At 58.0% G+C, this 19398-nt stretch carries 15 protein-coding genes and 1 rRNA gene; 4 read left to right on the top strand and 12 right to left on the bottom strand.

Annotated elements, in window-relative coordinates; all coding sequences use genetic code 11:
* Positions 1-372: 372 nt before the first annotated feature.
* Positions 373-2073, bottom strand: coding sequence for an ATP-binding protein (locus ACTQ0H_RS08235; protein WP_441538659.1), 1701 nt, complete (start codon positions 2071-2073; stop codon positions 373-375).
* A gap of 470 nt (positions 2074-2543) precedes the next feature.
* On the opposite strand from ACTQ0H_RS08235, the gene ACTQ0H_RS08240 reads away from it, so the two are divergent.
* Positions 2544-3527, top strand: coding sequence for a DNA/RNA non-specific endonuclease (locus ACTQ0H_RS08240; protein ID WP_441538658.1), 984 nt, complete (start codon positions 2544-2546; stop codon positions 3525-3527).
* A 129-nt stretch (positions 3528-3656) separates the two neighbouring features.
* On the opposite strand, the gene ACTQ0H_RS08245 is transcribed toward ACTQ0H_RS08240, so the two are convergent.
* From ACTQ0H_RS08245 to ACTQ0H_RS08260, 4 genes are all read right to left on the bottom strand, one after another.
* Positions 3657-5732, bottom strand: coding sequence for an elongation factor G (locus ACTQ0H_RS08245; protein ID WP_154517778.1), 2076 nt, complete (start codon positions 5730-5732; stop codon positions 3657-3659).
* Between the two features lie 297 nt (positions 5733-6029).
* Entirely contained in the window at positions 6030-6794 is a 765-nt protein-coding gene (locus ACTQ0H_RS08250; protein ID WP_427719752.1) for an amino acid ABC transporter ATP-binding protein, read from the bottom strand.
* A gap of 37 nt (positions 6795-6831) precedes the next feature.
* Positions 6832-7485, bottom strand: coding sequence for an amino acid ABC transporter permease (locus tag ACTQ0H_RS08255; RefSeq protein ID WP_154517772.1), 654 nt, complete (start codon positions 7483-7485; stop codon positions 6832-6834).
* Between the two features lie 138 nt (positions 7486-7623).
* On the bottom strand, positions 7624-8484 hold the full coding sequence (locus tag ACTQ0H_RS08260; protein WP_441048882.1) for a transporter substrate-binding domain-containing protein: 861 nt from the start codon (positions 8482-8484) through the stop codon (positions 7624-7626).
* Between the two features lie 339 nt (positions 8485-8823).
* On the opposite strand from ACTQ0H_RS08260, the gene rlmD reads away from it, so the two are divergent.
* Entirely contained in the window at positions 8824-10272 is a 1449-nt protein-coding gene (rlmD, locus tag ACTQ0H_RS08265; protein ID WP_441538655.1) for a 23S rRNA (uracil(1939)-C(5))-methyltransferase RlmD, read from the top strand.
* Positions 10273-10335: 63 nt separating this feature from the next.
* Here rlmD and ACTQ0H_RS08270 read toward each other — a convergent pair whose 3' ends face one another.
* From ACTQ0H_RS08270 to tilS, 5 genes are all read right to left on the bottom strand, one after another.
* A complete protein-coding gene (locus tag ACTQ0H_RS08270; protein WP_154517764.1) occupies positions 10336-11157 on the bottom strand; it encodes a phosphatase in 822 nt (273 codons plus the stop codon).
* Positions 11158-11322: 165 nt separating this feature from the next.
* The gene (locus tag ACTQ0H_RS08275; RefSeq protein WP_441538653.1) at positions 11323-12507 is read right to left on the bottom strand and encodes a pyridoxal phosphate-dependent aminotransferase; all 1185 of its coding nucleotides are present in this window, start codon (positions 12505-12507) and stop codon (positions 11323-11325) included.
* Positions 12508-12693: 186 nt separating this feature from the next.
* Positions 12694-14841, bottom strand: coding sequence for an ATP-dependent zinc metalloprotease FtsH (ftsH, locus tag ACTQ0H_RS08280; protein WP_441049310.1), 2148 nt, complete (start codon positions 14839-14841; stop codon positions 12694-12696).
* Between the two features lies 1 nt (position 14842).
* A complete protein-coding gene (gene hpt / locus ACTQ0H_RS08285) occupies positions 14843-15391 on the bottom strand; it encodes a hypoxanthine phosphoribosyltransferase (RefSeq protein ID WP_154517754.1) in 549 nt (182 codons plus the stop codon).
* A gap of 148 nt (positions 15392-15539) precedes the next feature.
* Positions 15540-17078 carry a tRNA lysidine(34) synthetase TilS gene (tilS, locus tag ACTQ0H_RS08290; protein WP_441538651.1) on the bottom strand — a complete coding sequence of 513 codons (1539 nt, stop codon included), beginning with the start codon at positions 17076-17078 and terminating at the stop codon, positions 15540-15542.
* Between the two features lie 48 nt (positions 17079-17126).
* On the opposite strand from tilS, the gene ACTQ0H_RS08295 reads away from it, so the two are divergent.
* Entirely contained in the window at positions 17127-17936 is an 810-nt protein-coding gene (locus ACTQ0H_RS08295) for an MBL fold metallo-hydrolase (protein WP_441538649.1), read from the top strand.
* 80 nt (positions 17937-18016) lie between these two features.
* Here ACTQ0H_RS08295 and ACTQ0H_RS08300 read toward each other — a convergent pair whose 3' ends face one another.
* Entirely contained in the window at positions 18017-18448 is a 432-nt protein-coding gene (locus ACTQ0H_RS08300) for an Hsp20 family protein (RefSeq protein WP_427728790.1), read from the bottom strand.
* Between the two features lie 274 nt (positions 18449-18722).
* On the opposite strand from ACTQ0H_RS08300, the gene ACTQ0H_RS08305 reads away from it, so the two are divergent.
* Positions 18723-19193, top strand: coding sequence for a hypothetical protein (locus tag ACTQ0H_RS08305; RefSeq protein ID WP_154517745.1), 471 nt, complete (start codon positions 18723-18725; stop codon positions 19191-19193).
* A 114-nt stretch (positions 19194-19307) separates the two neighbouring features.
* Here ACTQ0H_RS08305 and rrf read toward each other — a convergent pair.
* Positions 19308-19398, bottom strand: a 5S ribosomal RNA gene (gene rrf, locus ACTQ0H_RS08310); the annotation flags it as partial.

Consider the following 19398-nt stretch of genomic DNA (forward strand, 5'->3'; position numbering starts at 1 on the left):
CAAGATTGCCGCTCTCGGCGGTGCTACCGTCAATGCCGAGGGCAAGACCCCGCTGCCCGCCGCCATCGAGTCCGCGCTGCGCGAGCTGGGCTGCGCCCACATCTCCCCCGAGGTCACCCCCTACATCCACGGCAACATGAACCAGTAGCGCATCCCGAAGAGTTGCGGTGGAATAGTTCCTGTTTTGCGGCCCATCGGGCCCAAACAGGAACTATTCCACCGCAACTTCGTTTGGCGGGCATTAACCCGCAGACCTGCCAATAAGGGACAGGTTTGTTTTGGCAGGTTTTATCTTGGGAAAATATCGCGAGGCAGTCGCCCCTCTAGCACCCATCAAACTTCGAGAGACGATAGAGGGGCATTCGGCTGCATCTACTTCTTCCGATAGCGGCGGTTGCGGCTCGTCGATGAACCCATTACTTCGATGAGCCCTTTATCCGCCATTTTTGGCAGATGGTAGCGGACGGACGAAATTTTGACCCCCGATGCAACCGCTATTTCTCGCGCCGTCATATCCACTTCGGCGCTGAGAGCCTCCAGGATCCTATCCGCCGTCGAAGCTGACGGTTCTCTGCTCATATCGATAATCTCAAACGTGTCTTTGCCACATTTTGACAGGACATGTTTATCGACAAGATCCCCGCAGATCAGGCGAATGTCATCCGAATCCCACTTCAGGGCCTCTCGTATTTTTTGAACATCGCATACGCACCCATGCTCCCGCATAAACATGAGCAATGTTTCCTCGCGATCCGTCAGCTCGGTGCCCACATGGCTCTGAATCCACGTGCGGTTTTCAGCAAGCTCCGCCCCGTGCCGGGAAAGCAGCACCGTAAACGAATCGGCCTTAACGATAAATTTCGGCCTTCCAAGCGAACGAGACTCCATCTCGCGAATCATAGCCGGGATACCAGATCCCTGGCTTTCTGCAACGGCCCCCTCGGCATGCTCTAACGGCGTCGCCCCCATTAGGCTCATGAGCTTTGGGTTTCGGCAGCGCGATTCCCCGTCTGCAAGATTGTCCACCGTCTTTCCACCCCAAAGCCCACCGGGGTTTTTGATCTCTATTCTGTCTGGATAGATATCGACACTCACGGCCTGCCCCACAAACATGGGCGAATATTCTCGATGGATGCAGGCGTTTGCCAAGGCCTCGCGCAAAACCTCCTGGGGAACTTCCCAATCCTCCCTTCTGCCAGCGCCTTGCACTATCGTCGCTTTGCGCAAGCTTCGTCCAATCGCGGCAAGGGCATCTTCGATGCAAGCCGGAATCGGGCCATCGCACAACTGGCGGTCAATAAACCGGGGTTGCCCGGGTGCAGATTTTTCCACATCGGAATGAACGGCGACATCGATCATCAGTTTGGGATAGAACTGCTGGGGGTAAATTCCCGCCGACAGAAGCCCCGCGAGCTTCACGGCGCCATCCTTTGTAGTGATATTGAGTCTGACCAGCTGCTTTTCCAGCGTATCGGCCCCGCGCAAAACGCGCGGGGTCTGCAGCCGGCGATTTGCGATAATAGACCGCACGACATCTGGATCCAAATCCTCGACCGTTGCCTCCGAAACCACCGTACCGTCTGCATCGCTCGGAAGCAACGCGCTCTGCAGCTCATATAGCTCAGCGGGTGACATCTTGATATCTTTATCATCCACGCGCTTGTAGCTACCGTTCTGCACGCCGCGCGCGCCGATATAGCAAGGCTTCGCTTTAAGCTCAAGTTCAAAGATGCGCACCAGAAGCACCTGGAGCCCGTCGACCTCGCCTCGATCAAGCTCGTACCGCGGCGCATGGGTCACCACCGCCGCTGAGCCTCCGTCTCCGATACCCGAAACAAACTGATCGCGCACCCTATCGATAGCAAAGTGAGCCGAAGGAACAAATCCTTCGGCTTCGTTCAGGCCCAAAATAATGAGCCCACCCGCAGTGTTCGCAAAAGCGCTCACTGTCTCCCATACGTCTGCGCTCAATTTATTCGTGCAGGCTTTAACTTCTACCGATTCGTCATCAGTCCCCCGCCTGCGAAGACGCTCAACAATAAGGCCAAGAGGTTCATCCAGCAGCATTGGCATTCCGTCTCTCTAAAACGATAGATTTATCTCTCTAAAGTATAGTATATCTCTCTAACTTTAGAGAGATAGGCATCTTATTTTAGAGAGAAATTTAGAGAGTTGCATCAAATTCACTGCTAGATTTCCTAATGTTATCTCTTTAACTGACCTTCTCTTTAAAGAGATATTTAGAGAGACGAGCGCAATCTCTCTAATCAAGGGCTCCACTCTTTAAGGTGCACACTTCCTAACCGTGCCCTAAGTTGCGGTGAAATAACTCACGATTAGCCTGCCAAAAAGGGACAGGTTTATTTTGGCAGGTTTTATCTGGGGAAACGCCGAATAGCCCCACATGTATAACCGCTGCAGCTCCATATGAGGCAAATGAATCCGTAGCGTTTGTCCCAAATCTTAAGTATTTGTTCGACAGAACGGCCCCTGCCGGCTCCTGCTAGACTGGTAGACTCCCAACCGTCCGTCCAGGAGTCACCATGTCGCGCAAGTCCGCCTACAAGCAAGCACTTTCTATCGGCACCGCTGTGGTGCTGGGATTTGCGCTGTTTACGGGATCGCTCGACGGGGCGCCCAGACTGCTCTCGCCGCAAAGTGATGAACAGGCGGCGGCTCTGGCCGAGAAGCAAGACGAGAGTCCCAGCCGCACCGACGACGAGGCAGACCTGGTTGCCCGACTCGAATCGGGAACGGCAAACTCCACAGACTCCCAAAACAGCCCGAACTCTGGCGACAAGCCACATTCCGTCGCACCCGACACCGGTGATGACGCTTCCGCGGACAGCGCCGCCACCCCCATCGACGAGGTCGAAAACCCCAATCTCGACCGCGCCCGCGGCGTATACCTCAGCAGCATTCCTGACTACGCGGGCAACCCCTATGTTGCCCTGCGAGCCGACAGCACGCACCCGTTGGGCACACCATCATTCACGCTCGATGAATACGAGCACGCCGCCGAAGAGGGCTGCTTTAAGAAGTTCTCCAAGCTCGACAGCCTGGGCCGCACCCGCAAAGCGCTCGCTTGCGTGGGCCCCGAATCGCTCGGTCAAGGCGAGCGCGGCGATATCTCGCGTATCCATCCCGCTGGATGGCGCCAGCAGCGCTACGACTTTATTCCGGGCCAGAGCCTCTACAACCGCTGCCATCTCATCGCTTGGTCGCTCTGCGGCGAAAACGCCAACCGCAAGAATCTCCTCACCGGCACGCGTTATCTCAACGAAACGGGCATGCTGCCATTTGAGGAGCAGATTCTCGGCTACATCCGCGAGACGGGCAACCATGTGCTCTACCGTGTCACGCCCATGTACAACGAAGAGGAACTCGTCTGCCGTGGCGTGCGTCTTGAGGCGCAATCGGTCGAGGACCACGGCAAGACCCTGTGCTTCCACGTGTACTGCTACAACCTGCAGCCGCATGTGCAGATCGACTACGCTACCGGCCGCAATCAGGCCTCGGGAGACTAGGGCCGGCCAAGCTGCCCCAAAACTTAAAATGAACCGTTTTCCTCCATCCCCCAGGGATCAAAAAGGGCCGCCCTGGATTGGCCAGAGCGGCCCTTGCATCGGCATGTATGTTACAGGCAACGCCCAACGCTACTTGGCACGGCCCTCCTCATAGCGCTCGACCAGCTTGGCCTGAACGTCATAAGGCACCTGCTCATAGCCCGCAGGCTTCATGGTAAAGTCGCCCGTGCCGCGCGTGATGGAGCGCAGACGCGTCGAGTAATCCGTCAGCTCGGCGAGAGGCGCCTGAGCGATGACCACGGTGTCTCCGCGCTCATCGGTCTCCATACCCGTCACGCGACCGCGCGAGGCCGAGATGTCGCCCATCACGGCGCCGGCGTAGCTCTCGGGAATAGTCACCGTGATTTCCTCGATGGGCTCCAGCACCACCGGGTCGGCGTCGGCGCATGCCTTGCGCAGGCCGATGCGAGCCGCCGCGCGGAACGCCATCTCGTTGGAGTCGACGCTGTGATACGAGCCGTCGTACACAGCCACGCGAATGCCCGTAAGCGGGTAGCCGGCAATGATGCCGTCCTTCATGGTCTCCTGAACGCCCTTGTCCACGGCGGGAATGAGCGAGCGCGGAATGCGGCCGCCTACGACCTCGTCCACAAACTCATAGCCGTCGCTCGTACCGTCGGGCCCAATGAGCGGCTCTACGCGCAGCCAGCAGTCACCATACTGTCCGGCGCCGCCAGTCTGCTTCTTGTGGCGGCCCTGGGCAGTTGCCGTGCGGCGAATGGTCTCGCGATACGGGATGCGAATCGGCACGCTCTTGGCCGCGACCTTGGTACGGTCCTCAAGACGATTGAGCAGGACCGAAACCTGCGCCTCGCCCACCGCCGAAATGATGGTCTGGCCGGTCTCCTCGTCGCGGTCGATGCTCATGGTCGGATCGGCCTTGCATGCCTTCTCGATAAACGTGTAGAGCTTCTCTTCGTCGCCGCGATTCTCGGCCTCGATGGCGATGCGGTACTGAGAGTTGGGGAACTTAAACGCCGCAGCCTCGACCTTGCCGGTAATCGAGAGCGTATCGCCCGTCTCGGCCGCCAGCTTGGGCGCCACGATGATATCGCCGGCATAGGCGTGACCGACCTCGGTCATGTCGCGGCCGCACATCACATACAGGTGAGCCAGACGATCGCTCTTGCGGGTGCGCGCGTTGATCAGCTCAAGGCCCGGCTCAAGCGTGCCCGTCAGCACCTTGATGAAGCTGATGCGACCCTGCTGAGGATCGGCCAGGGTCTTAAACACAAACGCCACCGGGCGGTCATCATCGCTCGAAATCTTGAGCGAATCACCGTCGATGAGCGGCATCTCGCCGTAGTCCGTCGGCGCCGGGAAGTACGTGGCGATGTCGTCCATCAGCGAGTTGACGCCCTGCTCCTTAATGCAATCGCCCGCAAAGACCGGCACAAAGATGCGCTCGGCGATCGCCTTCGACAGCAGGCCTTCAAGCTCCTCCTGCGTCAGCGTCTCCTCGCCTTCCAAGTACTTCATCATCAGTTCGTCGTCAGCCTCGGACACCAGCTCGCACAGATGGTCATGGGCCTCCTCGGCCTGGGCACGATACTCCTCGGGAATCTCCGACTCAACGGCTTCGGCGCCGTTGCAATGGCGCGCCTTCATGCGCACCAGGTCAATGATACCGTCAAAGTCCTCGCCCTCGCCCCAGGGAAGGGTCACGGCGCCCAGGCGCGTGCCAAAGCGCTCCTGCAGCAGGTCCATCGTGGTCGCAAAGCTGGCCTCGGAGCGCGACAGGCGGTTTACGAACACCGCACGCGCCAGACGCAAGTCCTCGGCGGCATACCAGAGCTTAACCGTCGTAGGCTGCGGGCCGGCCTCGGCGTCGACCACAAACAGAGCCGTCTCGCAGACGCTCATCGCGGCAAAGGCGTCGCCGATAAAATCGGGGTAGCACGGGGCATCGAGCACATTGATGCGCGCACCCTTCCAGTCGATCGGTGCAATGGTCGTCGAGATGGAAAACGCACGCTTGACCTCTTCGGGGTCATAGTCGAGCGTGGGCTTGGTGCCGTCGTGGCCGCCCAGGCGGGCGGTCTTGCCGGAAAGGTGGAGCATGGCCTCGGCGAGTGAAGTCTTGCCCACCCCACCTTGGCCTACGAGCACCACGTTCCTTACATTACCGGTCTTGGGAGCACCCATGATGACCTCCTTGCAGGGCCGCGCGCAATGCGCGACGCCAACGGGGAGAGTTCGCGGTCGATGCCGTCCCGGGAGCAGCATGGTCGGCAGCCGATCCGGCTCACCCTCCAAATGTCCTATGCCACCACCCTACCCTCGCGGGCGACTGTCCATGCACACCTTTCGGCGCACGTATGAATACGGACGGCGAGAGGAGGGGGCAAACGCCTGAGGCGGTTATTAAGCCCCATCGGCGCAAATAAAAACCGCCACAGGCCATAAGACCTGCAGCGGCTTCGCCTCAATGTCTACTTGAGCCTAGCCCTCGATACGGCTCAGGAACTCGCGCGTGCGCCGTTCGCGCGGATGGCCGATAACCTGCTCGGCAGGACCCTCCTCTACAATGCGACCGCCGTCCATAAAGACCACGCGATCGGCAACATCGCGCGCAAACTGCATCGCATGGGTCACGATCACCATCGTCATATTCTGCGCGGCAAGGTCTTTAATGACGCGCAGCACCTCGGCCGTTAGCTCGGGATCGAGTGCCGAGGTCGGCTCATCGAAGAACAAGATCTCTGGATCGAGCGCCAAGGCGCGCGCAATACTCACACGTTGCTGCTGACCGCCCGAAAGCTCGCATGGCACCTTGTTCTCGTTGCCCGTAAGCCCCATCTGCGCGATCAACTCACGCGCGCGTGCTTCGACCTGCTCGCGCGGGCGCTTGAGCACGCGGATCGGAGCGTCGGTAATGTTTTTCATCACGGTATAGTGCGGGAACAAATTGTAGTTCTGAAACACCAGGCCAAAGCGCGAGCGCGCCTGCTTGGGCACATCGCCTTTCGCATACACCGTGCCCGATCCCGCATCCGTCGCAACGGCTAGATCACCAAACGAAAGCGAGCCGCCGTCAAGCGTCTCGAGCAGCGTGGCGCAGCGCAACAGCGTTGACTTACCGCCGCCCGAAGGTCCGATAATCGCCACGACCTCGCCACGCTTTACCTCGAGCGAGATATCCTTGAGCACCTCATTGCCACCAAACGCCTTGCGCGCGCTCGTTATATTCATTACCGTTCCGGACACGGGAACCTCCATGTGTTGAAAAGCACGACGGAACAGGCTAGTCGTGGTAGTAGTCAAGTCGCTTTTCGGCGGCGCCCAGCAGCATCTCGACCACAAAGTTAAAGACCCAGTAGATCAGTGCCGCAATCGCAAACGGCACCATGCTCACTTGCGAGGCAACCAGTGCCTTGGCCGTCGAGAACATCTCCCCCACGCCGATGGCAAACGCCAGCGACGTGTCCTTGACCAGCGTGATGATTTCGTTGCCCATCGCCGGCAAAATGCGCTTGGCGACCTGCGGCATCACAATGTACAAAAACGTCTGCAGGCGTGAGTAACCCAGCACCTCGGCGGCCTCATATTGACCACGCGGGATAGACTGCAAACCCGAGCGATAGATCTCGGCAAAGTAGCCGGCATAGTTGATGATGAATGCCACGACGCACGCTGTCCACTTGGAATCGGGCGTGAGCGAAATACCAAAGACATAATACGGAGCAAAGTAGATGGCAAACATCTGCAGCATGAGCGGCGTACCGCGCATGACCGAAATGTAGATGCGCGCAATCCAACGCAGCGGCGCGATTCTGCTCATACGCATGAACGCCACGGGAATTCCCAAGGGAATCGAGCCCAACAGCGTGAGCACAAACAACTGCAAACTGACCAAGAAACCCTGGCCAAGCATCTGCATCATGACCTGAATAGACAACCCAAGCTCTCTTTCACAGCAACAGAACAGCAGGTGTTAATTGAAATAGGCACAGTGCCCAAGATTGCGAGCGACAAGCCCGACGAAGCGTACTTTGGTACGCGAGGAGGGTTGGAGCCGCAAGGTTGGGTGCTGTGGCTATTTCAAAACCCAGTTATCGAAGGACAGACCATAGCTCGCATACTTGTCGCACAGGTCCTTGACTGTACCGTCCTCATAGAGCGCCTTGAGCGACTCGGTCACGGCGTCGGCCGACTTGGTGTCGCCCTTTTTAAAGCCAACGGCGTAGTGCTCGCTGGACAGCGGCTTGTCAAGTTGCGTATAGGCATCGGGCTTGGCGGCAAGCTGATACTGGGCGATCGAAAGGTCGCAAGCCACCGCATCGACCGCGCCGCTCTCGAGCTGCATAAAAGCCGTGTTGTACTCGCCGATGGTATCGAGCGTGGCAAACGTCGCCGCCAGATCCTTCTGGTCACCCTCTAGCACATCCTGCGCGGCAGAATCGGTCTGGGTAATCACGGTCTTGCCGGCAAGGTCGTCCCAACTCTTGATGCCCGCATCCTTCTTGACCACCAGCACCTGCTCATTGAGCATGTACGGCTCGGAGAACGTGTAGTCGTCCTCGCGGCCCTCCATGGTAAAGCCGTTCCAGATGCAGTTGATGGCACCCGAGTTGAGCAGCGTGTCCTTGGCGTCCCAGTCGATGGCCTCGTACTTGACCTCCCAGCCCTGCTTATCGGCAACTGCCTTGGCCAAATCGAGATCAAAGCCGGTGTACTCGCCATCGTCGCCCACAAAGCCATACGGAGGATAGGACTTGTCAAAGCCCACCACGAGCTTCTTAGACTCCACAGCGCCCTTGGCGTCCTTTGCCGCAGCAGAGCCGGCAGTGGAACCCTTGTCGGCACCGCCGCCGCAGCCGACAAGACCAAGGCCAAGCACCGTGGCGAGCGAGCCGGCTAGACCAACAAACTGACGACGAGACATATCGGTATTCATGGTATTCCCCCTTGATGGCACTTTAGCTAAGTAAAGTGAGTCATGTAACGTTCAGAATCATACACTTTAGCGTGATAGAGCACAAGGCGAGTTTGCCCGCCGCGTGAGGGGTGTGGGGGTTAAGTTTCCTGCTCTACAGTCCTGCTCACGACGGAGGCCACATTAAGTGGCCTCCTGTTCGTGCGGAACTCGCGATAAACTTAACCCCTGCCCCGGCGCCCGGCGGGCAAACGTTGTTGGACTTATCACTGACATGAAATGGGCGCTTGCATATCGTCCGCTGGCCTGGCACGGTACAATGCTTTCAGATTTCAATTTATAAATTAGTGGGGTTACTTCATGGCAGAATCTCGTGCGGAGCGTAAGGCTCGTCGTGCTTTGATCGAGGCGGCTGAGGGGTCGGAAGAGAAAAAATCTTCCAAGAAATCCAAGTCGTCTCAGGACACGAAGGGTAAGTCGGCCAAGGGCAAGGCTAAGACCAAGCGTCCCAGCCCTCGTCGGGGCGAGGATAAGGCGCCTCAAGCTCGTTCCAAGCGCTCGCATAATGAGTCGTCCCGGTCCGCTCATAAGGCCGTTGATCCCAAGTCGCCCTGTTCCATCATGAAAGCTTGCGGTGGATGCACGGCGCTCAACAGGCCTTATAAGAAGCAGCTGGCGGCCAAGCAGGCTGCTATGGATGAACTTTTTGCTGCTCTTTGCGAGCGTGAGGGCATAACCGTCGATCCCATTCGCGGTATGGACGTTACTCTGGGCGACCCGGGCAAATATCCTGCGCCGCGTGGTTTTCGCCATAAGGCCGCCACTCCCTTTGCCCCCGGCAAAGGGGGCGCTGTCCGCTGCGGCTTTTTTGAGCGCGGCACGCACAGAATCGTCGCTGTTCCCGAATGCCCCGTCGAGGCGCCGGGAGCCCGTCAGATTCTTAACGGCATTGCGCGTGAGGCCGAGCGCCTGCACATTCCCGCCTTTAACGAGGACAAGCATCTGGGCCTGCTTCGCTATGCCGTCGTTCGCTGCGGCTGGCGCACCGACCAGATCATGATCACCCTCGTTACCGCCCAGCGCGACCTGCCGCATGCGCAGGAATTCTTTGAGGCCATCGCCGCACTCGATCCGCGTATCGTCACCGTCGCCCAAAACATCAACGGACGCCCTGGCAACGCCATCCTGGGTGAGGAAACCCACATCGTGTATGGCGCTGAATGCATGCGCGACCAGCTACTCGGCTGCGAGTTCGATATCTCCCCCACTGCGTTCTACCAGACCAACCCGCAGCAGACCGAGCTGCTCTACCAGCTCGCTATCGACGGTATGGATCTGCACCAGGGCGATGTTCTCATGGATGCCTACTGCGGCAGCGGCACCATCGGTCTTTGCGCAGCTAAAGAAGCTCAGAACAAGGGCATCGGCATCATGTTACTTGGCGTGGAGCGCAACCCGGCGGGCATTGCCGACGCACGCCGCAACGCCGAGCTCAACGGTCTTACCCGCAGCGCCTGGTTTATGGCCGACGATGCCACCGACTACATCCTAGATGCCGCCGACAACAACGAGCGCGTCACCGTCCTTTCCATCGATCCGCCGCGTGCCGGCTCTACCCCCGAGTTCCTCGCAGCCGCCTGCGCGCTTAGGCCTCGCCGCATCACCTATATCAGCTGCAACCCTGTGACCCAAGAGCGTGACCTGCACCAGCTCCTCGACGGTGGCTATCGCCTGCTCAAGATCACGCCCGTCGACATGTTCCCCCATACCGACCACACCGAAACTGTAGCGGTCCTCGAGCGCCGCTAATCCACCGGTACAAGAAGGGGGCGACCCGTCTGGGCCGCCCCCTTACTTGGTTTATGAACTCCGCTACATCCTCTTGCGCAGGTCACACACGCCGGCTGCCGCCATCTCGCGCAGTAGCGTCTCGCGGTCGCGCGTCACGATCAAATCCAGCGGAAAGTGAATCTCGTCGAGCATCTTGCGCGCTTGGTCGAGCTTACCAATTGCCATACCAATGTGCGCATCGGTCGAGACGCCAATCCCCACGCCCAGCTCGGCGCACCGCTCGGCAATCTTGCGGCACACGTCCCAATGCTCGGCATCCGCGCCATGCTCAAGACTGTGATTGTTGATCTCGATGATCTTGTGCTTAGCCTTAGCAGCAAGCAACACCTCGTCGATATCGAACGGCACGCCCGATCGACCCGTATGCCCCAGCATAAACACCTTGGGGTGCTCCAGGGCATTGATATACATCTCGGTCGTCTGGGCCAGCGTCGCGCCTTCAGCGAACTGCGGATTATGCACGCTTGCAACCAAATAATCCAAATTACGCGTAACCCGATCGAACAGCGAATGCTGACGGCTGTACGAATCGCCGGCAATATCGAGCGTGACAGGAGTGTCCTCGCCAAACAGGCTTCCGTCCAGCGAAACGATATCGGCCTCGGCGCCACGCAGCACCAACACGCCGCTCCAAATGCGCGGCCATATATCCTGGTTGATAAAGAACTGGTAACTGCGCAGGTCATTGGGGCAAGCCGTAACCATAGAGCTCAGATGGTCGGCAGATCCAAGCACCTGCAGGCCACGCTCTGCCGCCCAGTACACATTCTCCTCAATGGTCGAATATGCATGCGCAGAGAACATCGTATGGGTATGAATGTCACAGGAAAGCAGGTAGGGCATCAGGTCTCCTTATCTGGTATGGCCGTCGCGTATATTCATTGTACGCATAGCCTTCGATAGTCGTAAAACCGCTCCATCCCAAAGACACAACGTCCATGACAACGGGGTCCGGTTTAACACCAAACCCCGTTTCACGTAAAACATTGTAGGCAGAGCGCTCTGCTTTTAACGATACTCGTCCGCCAACTGTTTCCAAGCGGGTAGCGAATTGATAATCGTTTCGTAACTCACGCAATAACCCAAGCGGAACCAACCCGGCATGCCAAAGCTATCCGAAGGCACCGCGAGCAACTCGTACTTCTTTGCACGCTCGCAAAAAGCGTTTGCGTCGGGCTCGAGCGCCTTCACCCACAGATAGAAAGCGCCGTCCGGCTCAACGTAGGTGTAGCCGTACTCCGCCAATGCGTCGGTGAGCGCCGTTCGGTTGCGAGCATAGGCTTCGACATCACTCGGCTCATCGATGCAGTCGATAATCACGCGCTGGAAGAGCGCCGGTGCGCACACAAAACCCAGTGTACGGGCGGCACCGGCGACGGCCGGCATAAGGCGAGCAGCCTGCGGATTGGTGTTGGGAACCAAGATCCAGCCCACACGCTCACCCGGCAGCGACAGCGACTTGGAATACGAATAGCACACGACGGTGTTCTCGTAGATTGAGGGTACCCAGGGCACCTCGGCACCGTACACGATCTCGCGGTACGGCTCATCCGAGATGAGCATAATCGGATTCTCGGGATCACGCTTGGCATTGACCTCGCGCAGAATATTGGCCAGTCGCGTCAGCGTGTCGCGCGTATATACGGCACCGGTCGGGTTGTTGGGCGAGTCGATAATGACGGCCGCCGTCTTATCAGTAATCGCCTTGAGCACGTTGCCCACACTCAACTGGAACGTGTCTTCATCGGCGGGTGCCTCGACACACGTACAGCCGGCCTTCTCAATCCACACGCGATACTCCGGAAAGTACGGGGCGATAACAATGACCTCGTCACCGGGGTTGGTAACAGCGTTGAGCGTGCAGGTGAGCGAAGCCGCCGCACCCACGGTCATAAAGACATCTTTACCCTCATAGCTCGTGCCAAAACGACGGTTGAGCGACTCGGCCACAGCGACACGACATTGCGGCAGGCCTGGTGCGGGCGTGTATCCGTGCAGTTGGTCGCTCGGCAGCTCCAAGGCCTTTTTGATGGACTCCGCCACGGCAGCGGGCGCCGGAACACTCGGGTTGCCCAGCGAAAAATCGAATACGTTCTCCGCACCGATCCGTGCCTTGCGTTCAAGTCCATAGCTAAAGATCTCGCGGATGATAGAGCTTTCCGCGCCGCGAGCAAACATGGTTTCGTTGATCATCTGTTCCCCTTTCGCATAGGCGGTATTGTACGCTTTAGTCAAGCAAAGTACCGCAGCAATGTTAATTGGGGACAGACTTAAATGCGTGAAAACGCTCATTTAAGTCTGTCCCCAATCAACAGATGGCCCCATATCGCTCAAAAAAAGCCTCCGCAGGTTTCCCCGCGGAGGCTCTCGCGACAAAGACTACTCGTCGGCCTCGGTGTCGCCATCGGCCTTTTTTGTGTCAGCAGCCTCGACATCGTCAGCGCTATCGGATGCGACTTCGGCATCTTCCTGCATGGCCGCCTGCGCAAAAGCTGCGGCATCAGCCGCCAGCTCCTCCTCGCTCATACGAGGCGTGCGCTTTTTGGTCGGCACGCCGCCCGCCTTGGCGTTGCGCTCCTCCTTGGCTGCCAGAATGTCGCCCTCGCGCTCAAGGTAGGCATCCCAGTCGTTGTCGAGCAGGGCGTTCACGGCGTCGCCTTCGACGGTCTCGCGCTCAAGCAGCACCTTCGCCATCAGATCGAGCTGATCGCGACGGGCATCCAAAATCTCAACAGCACGGCGATGGGCCTCACGCATGATGCGCTGAACCTCGATATCGATGCGGCGCGCCGTCTCCTCGGAGTAATCCTGGTGATCGGCATAATCGCGACCAAGGAACACCTGATGCTGTGCCTCGCCAAACACTTGCGTGCCCAGCTCCTCGCTCATGCCCAAACGCGTAACCATCTCGCGCGCCATCTTGGTCGCGCGCTCCAGATCGTTGCTCGCGCCCGATGTAATGTCATCGCACATGAGCTCCTCGGCAACGCGACCGCCCAAGAACACGGCAAGCTCGTCGAGCATCTCGTTCTTGGTCTTGAGGAAGTGATCCTCCTGCGGAAGCTGCAGCGTATAGCCCAGAGCCTGACCGCGGCTGACAATCGAAATCTTGTGAACCGGATCGGAGTGCTCCAGGATGTGACCCACCAGAGCATGACCGCTCTCGTGGTAGGCAATCGTGGTGCGCTCGGCTTCGGTCATCACGCGCCCCTTGCGCTGCGGTCCTGCAATCACGCGCTCCATCGATTCTTCGACCTCGTCCATCGAGATCACGGAGCGATGACGGCGAGCGGCAAGCAGTGCGGACTCGTTGAGCAGGTTTGCCAGATCGGCACCGGTAAAGCCAACGGTCATCTGGGCGAGCTTCTCAAACTTAACGTCCTCATCCATTGGCTTGTTCTCGGCATGCACGCGCAAGATCTGCTCGCGCCCCTTCACATCCGGGCGGTCGACCGTAACCTGGCGGTCAAAACGACCGGGGCGCAGCAATGCCGGATCCAGAATATCGGGGCGGTTGGTCGCGGCGATCAGGATGACCGATTCGCTTTCCTCAAAACCGTCCATTTCGACCAGCAGCTGGTTGAGCGTCTGCTCGCGCTCGTCGTGACCGCCGCCCAGACCGGCTCCGCGCTGACGTCCCACGGCATCGATCTCGTCAATGAAGATGATCGACGGAGCCTGAGACTTGGCCTCCTTAAAGAGGTCGCGCACGCGGCTGGCGCCGACGCCCACGAACATCTCGACAAAGTCAGAGCCCGAGATGCTAAAGAACGGGACACCGGCCTCTCCGGCAACGGCCTTGGCCAGTAACGTCTTACCGGTACCCGGAGGGCCCACCAGCAAAACGCCGCGCGGGATCTTGGCACCCAGCTTGCGATAACGGTCCGGATCGCTTAAGAAATCGCGAATCTCTTCGAGCTCCTCAACAGCCTCGTCCACGCCGGCAACGTCTTCGAACTTGACCTTGGGACGCGTAGCCTCGTTGGTCTTGGCGTTGGTCTTGCCAAACTGCATGTTCCTATTATTGGCGCCCATCATCTGGCGCATAAAGTAGAACATGATGGCGATCAGGGCAATCGTCGGCAGTACGCTCATCGCCAAGTCGCCCCAAAAATCGGGGTCGTTGGTGTTGACGATGTACTTAGTGTCGGGATGCTCCGCCATGAGCTCGGCAAGCGAATCGGAGCCGACATAGGTCGAGGAAAAGCTCTTGAGCTCACTCGTGTCGCCCTTGTCCTTTTTCGCCTTCCAGTAATGACCCGTCACGCTTCCGTCCTGAACCGTATAGGTCAGATCTTCGACGCGATCCTGCTTGATAGCGCTCACCATCTCGCTCGTCGCGAGCTTAACGGTATTGCTGGAGCTGGCAAAGCCGGAGCCCATATTAAAGAAGGCGTAGCCCAGAAGTGCGCAAGCCAAAAGAAAATACAGCCAGCCCGTACGTGTGGGTTTCTTGCCTCCGGGCATCCCCGGAATCTTAGGGTCCCGGGGTGTCTGGGAATTGTAGTCGTTACGGTCGTCGGGCATCTTACGAATAAACCTCCGGTTTCAAAATGCCCAGATACGGAAGGTTGCGATAGCGCTCGGCATAGTCGAGGCCGTAGCCCACCACAAAGGCATCGGGGCAATGGGTTCCAACATACTTGGGCGTAATGGCCGAGATGCGATCCTCAACGTCCTTCCACAGGAAGGCGGCGACCTCCAGAGAAGCGGGCTTGCGGCTCTCAAGGTTCTTCATCAGATACTTGAGCGTCAGGCCCGAGTCCAGAATGTCTTCAACGATCAGCACGTCACGACCGCGGATATCGATATCAAGGTCTTTGATGATACGCACGATGCCCGAGGACTTCACACCGTCGCCATAGCTCGAAACGGCCATGAAATCGATATTGGTCGGCAGCTCAATCTTGCGCATCAGGTCGCCCATAAAGACCACGGCGCCGCGCAAGACCGCAATCAGCACCAAATCCTTACCCGCGTAGTCGCGCGTAATCTCCTCGCCCAGGCGAGAGACGATACCGTCGATATCCTCCTGTGTAAACAGAACCTTCTCGATATCCGGATGTTGAGAAGCCATGACAACCCTTTCTTGTGCTTAATCGCCCACACACCGCCGTATGGACGCGAACTACACATTCTAGCAGCGCACGGGGTATTTTTTCCAGCCCGTGCACCATCAGCGCGGGAATACCGTCAACGCCGCACAGAAAAACTGGTGCGAGGGGCTAATCCGCGTCAACCACGCGAAGCAGATAGGCCACACGCGTCGCCGCCGTGCACTTAAAGCGTTCGTCCGCGCGAACTCCGGCGACCCACACCACGACACCCCCCGGTGCCGTCCTTACCATAGGCACGCCGGTGCGCTCGGAAACGGGAATACGAGCCTCGCACAACAAGTCGGATACCTTCTTGCTTCGGCCACTCATGCCTAACGGGCACATCACGTCTCCCGGTGCGGGACCGTCCACCCACAGGCGCGCCAATCGCCCCTCGGCAGGAACCTCGCCGCGCGAGCCCGCCAAGATCCGCTCGCTATCGCTGTTGGCAAAACCCAGGGCAGCCGCGTCCACCAAAGCTGCCACTTCCCCAGCAGCCGCAAACTCACGGGCGCGGCGCACGATATCGCATCCCGGCTCAACGGCTATCGCTTCTGTGACCAGCATACGTCCCCCGCCCAACGACATACGGCCGGGTATGGTAATCCAGTCCGCAACCAAGCCCTCACGAGCCGCCGGCGCCTTAAACGCCAGCATGCCAAACTCAACACGTGCGTCAATCCCCGCCGGAAGCGTAACCGAACCCGCACCCTCGGCAACACAGGAGAGGACTCGCTCCACATGGCGCATCTCTGGGCGAGCGTCCGGATCGATGCGTTTAATCGCCAGTCGCACGATGCGCCGCGCGATTACCACCTCGGCCGCAGCAAGGCGTCTGGCATCAAGCACCAGCGCGCCCGCTGCCTCTTTGCGCAGGCAGCTTCGAAACGCCTGTGCCGACAACTGGGATAGAAACGCATCCTCATCACCCAAAATCTCACAGGCGGCGCCAATCGTCTTGCACACGCTCGCATTACGCTGCGCCAGCACTGGCATTACCCGGTGGCGAACGTAGTTTCGCAGATACGTGATGTCTTCGTTGCTCTCGTCCTCGCGCCACGGCTGACCATGCACCTGCAGATAGCCCACAAGCTCGCCATGAGTTAGGTCGAGCAAGGGGCGTACCACAATATTCCTTCGGCGGGGAATGCTCGAGAGCCCAGCAGGGCCCGACCCCTTAATGGCGTTCATCAAAAATGTTTCCGCGCGGTCTGAAGAGGTATGGGCAGTGCAGATGCGCGCCGCCGTTCTCGGCGCCCCCATCTTGGCACAAAGCTCGCGAACATACCTTCGCGCCGCGGCATAACGCACCTCGCGCGCAGCCGCCTCGATATTGCCCGACTCCCCATCAAAATAGGCGTGCTCCACGCACAGCGGCAAGCCATACTGTGCGCAGAGCTCGCGCACAAAGGCCTCGTCGCCGTCGGACGCCTTGCCTCGCAGGTGATGGTTTACATGAAGCACATGTAGGCGCTCGCGAGCAATGGGGGCAACGCCGCGTCCATCTTGGATATCCAGCTTTGATGTGCACGCCATAAGAAGCAGTGCCGTCGAGTCCGCACCGCCTGATACCATGAGCACCACAGGAGCAGCCTGCTGCCTCGTCCGGGTCTCATCGACTGCCCCAGGTACGGCATGGTGTCCGTAATGCTGTGATACCGTTGGCATTCGCTTCCTCCTCTATTCGTCAGCACTCATTGTATCCTTTGGAATCTTATGTCTCGCCTGCACCTTCATATCCTCGGCAGCGGCTCTAAAGGCAACTGCGCACTCATCGAGGGCCCGCAGGGGCTCATTATGGTCGATGACGGACTGTCCCGCCGCGAAACACTCAAACGCATGGCTGAGCTCGGCCTTTCGGCAGACGACGTGTCCGCCCTTGTTGTCACCCATGAGCACAGCGACCACATTAAGGGGCTTGAGGTGTGGTGTAAACATTGGAACGGACCGGTCTTTTCCAGCAGGGGCACGCTCGCATCAAAGGAAAGCCTTGCACATCTGTCTGTTGAGGAATTCGACCCAGGTGACGCCCTCTCTATTGCCGGGGTCCACATTCAAACGTATTCGACATCGCACGACGTCGTCAATCCTGTCGGCTACCGTTTTGATACCCAGGGTGATTCGGTTGGCTTTGCCACCGACACCGGCGAGTTGTCGAAGCATGCCATCGATACGCTCAGGGACTGTCGCATTCTTGCGCTCGAAAGCAACCACGATGTAGCCATGCTGCGTCAAGGAGACTATCCTCGCTTTCTTCAGGAACGCATCCTGTCTGCAAAAGGGCATCTCTCCAACGATCAGTCCGCCGAGGCCGCACGCGCGCTGGTAACCGATCGCACCGAGCAGCTTATCGCGATGCACATTAGCCAAGACAACAATCGCCCAAACCTTACCGTCAAAAGCTACGCAAGCTCACTTGGGGCAACACTCGACAACGAGCTTGGTAGCACCGCCACCCGCGTTGAGGGGCCACATAAACTCACAATACGTCCCGCCGGGCAATATCGGCCCATGACCATTCAGTAAGCTGTCTCAAATAGAAAAGGGGGCCGGGAATCGCTTCCCAGCCCCCTTAACTCAGGCACCGATGTTAATAGCCGATAACGTTAGTCGATGAAAATCTTCGTAACGTTCTTCTTCTCGACAATCTTAGGAACCGTAACGGTAAGGATGCCGTCAGCATACTTTGCAGAAAGGCCCTCGCTCGAAGCATCCTTCAGGTACACACCGCGCGTCGCGCTGTAAGAGCAAAACTCCTTCTGCAGGTAGTTCTTGTCCTTGTTCTCTTCGCTCTCCTCAACATTCACGCTAATGGAAAGACGACCCTCATTGAGCTCAACGTCGATGTCGTCCTTCGCGACGCCGGTCAAATAAGCCTTGACCTCGTAACCGTCGCCCTTGTCCTCAACATCAACGGGAAACGCCTTGGAGGCGATCGAGTTGTTTGCCAGATCGGTCATATCATCAAACAGATCGAACAACGAGCTAGCAGAGGGACGAACACCAAAAACCGAACGATAAGGAACCATGCTTGCCATGACTACCACTCCTTTAAGGGACTGCCGAGCCATCTTCTAGGTGGCAGGGACTTCTTTTGACGCTTTAATATATGCCCATCCATTTCTTATATATACATTTTGATATAAAGTTTTTTGAGTCTCTATCTATAAGCATATCTAAGTCTGTGTGACTAAGGTTTAATGAGGTCAAGGTTCTTTGAACCGCGCCTTAAATACCAAATGTGCCCTAGCTAAACAAAGCTGGGGCTTACAATGAGCGTATACACAATATTAATGACAACCTAAGGGCATCATGGACGATCAAGCCTCCGACAATTCGTATGATCAGATGCAGAACGATAAATCAACCTATCCGCAGACCATACGCTACCATCGTCCCCATATTTCCCAAGAGCCTATTGACGATACAGAGCCTGAATATGTAACTCGCAATCGTTATCAAACCCTTGAAGAATCTCAATCAGGTCGCAAACATATGGGCGTCGCACCGAGCGAATCGGCGTATCTCAAAGATGCCCCCTTATCCAAAAACAGCGCATGCAACCAGGAGCAGGCCCAAACACCCGCTAAGCAACAACGAAGAGAGCCTCGCCCTAAGCAGACCCTAACGCATTCTGCCCGCTATTTAGAGACGCCGAAGCAAGGAAAATCGATATTTATATCGTCTAGCAGACGACGCAAACAGCATCGGCTCCAAATCGCGCTCTTGATCATTGCCATCGCGGCAATCGCGCTGGTCATTCGTTTTATTTTCTTCAAATAGAAAAGACAATTAAGCCGTAGGGGCTTTAAGTTTACAACGCCCAAACGCAAAAAAGGGGGAGGCCGCGAGGCCTCCCCCTTCTCAGTCCAAGCGCACGGCTCGGTGCCGTCCACCGGTCAGCGGCGCCCTGGCCTCCCACGGGCTGGCCCCGCAGTACTCTCGGCGCGATGGGGCTTAGCTTCCGGGTTCGGAACGGGACCGGGCG

The organism is Collinsella sp. LCP21S3_A3 (assembly GCF_052118905.1).
Classification (GTDB): domain Bacteria; phylum Actinomycetota; class Coriobacteriia; order Coriobacteriales; family Coriobacteriaceae; genus Collinsella.

Excerpts from the sequence above, each read along its gene's own strand:
- ACTQ0H_RS08275 (WP_441538653.1), bottom strand. The coding sequence starts at position 12,507 with ATGATCAACGAAACCATGTTTGCTCGCGGCGCGGAAAGCTCTATCATC.
- ACTQ0H_RS08300 (WP_427728790.1), bottom strand. The coding sequence starts at position 18,448 with ATGGCAAGCATGGTTCCTTATCGTTCGGTTTTTGGTGTTCGTCCCTCT.
- tilS (WP_441538651.1), bottom strand. The coding sequence starts at position 17,078 with ATGCCAACGGTATCACAGCATTACGGACACCATGCCGTACCTGGGGCA.
- ACTQ0H_RS08305 (WP_154517745.1), top strand. The coding sequence starts at position 18,723 with ATGGACGATCAAGCCTCCGACAATTCGTATGATCAGATGCAGAACGAT.
- ftsH (WP_441049310.1), bottom strand. The coding sequence starts at position 14,841 with ATGCCCGACGACCGTAACGACTACAATTCCCAGACACCCCGGGACCCT.
- ACTQ0H_RS08270 (WP_154517764.1), bottom strand. The coding sequence starts at position 11,157 with ATGCCCTACCTGCTTTCCTGTGACATTCATACCCATACGATGTTCTCT.
- ACTQ0H_RS08240 (WP_441538658.1), top strand. The coding sequence starts at position 2,544 with ATGTCGCGCAAGTCCGCCTACAAGCAAGCACTTTCTATCGGCACCGCT.
- ACTQ0H_RS08245 (WP_154517778.1), bottom strand. The coding sequence starts at position 5,732 with ATGGGTGCTCCCAAGACCGGTAATGTAAGGAACGTGGTGCTCGTAGGC.
- ACTQ0H_RS08295 (WP_441538649.1), top strand. The coding sequence starts at position 17,127 with ATGTCTCGCCTGCACCTTCATATCCTCGGCAGCGGCTCTAAAGGCAAC.
- ACTQ0H_RS08235 (WP_441538659.1), bottom strand. The coding sequence starts at position 2,073 with ATGCCAATGCTGCTGGATGAACCTCTTGGCCTTATTGTTGAGCGTCTT.
- rlmD (WP_441538655.1), top strand. The coding sequence starts at position 8,824 with ATGGCAGAATCTCGTGCGGAGCGTAAGGCTCGTCGTGCTTTGATCGAG.
- ACTQ0H_RS08260 (WP_441048882.1), bottom strand. The coding sequence starts at position 8,484 with ATGAATACCGATATGTCTCGTCGTCAGTTTGTTGGTCTAGCCGGCTCG.
- hpt (WP_154517754.1), bottom strand. The coding sequence starts at position 15,391 with ATGGCTTCTCAACATCCGGATATCGAGAAGGTTCTGTTTACACAGGAG.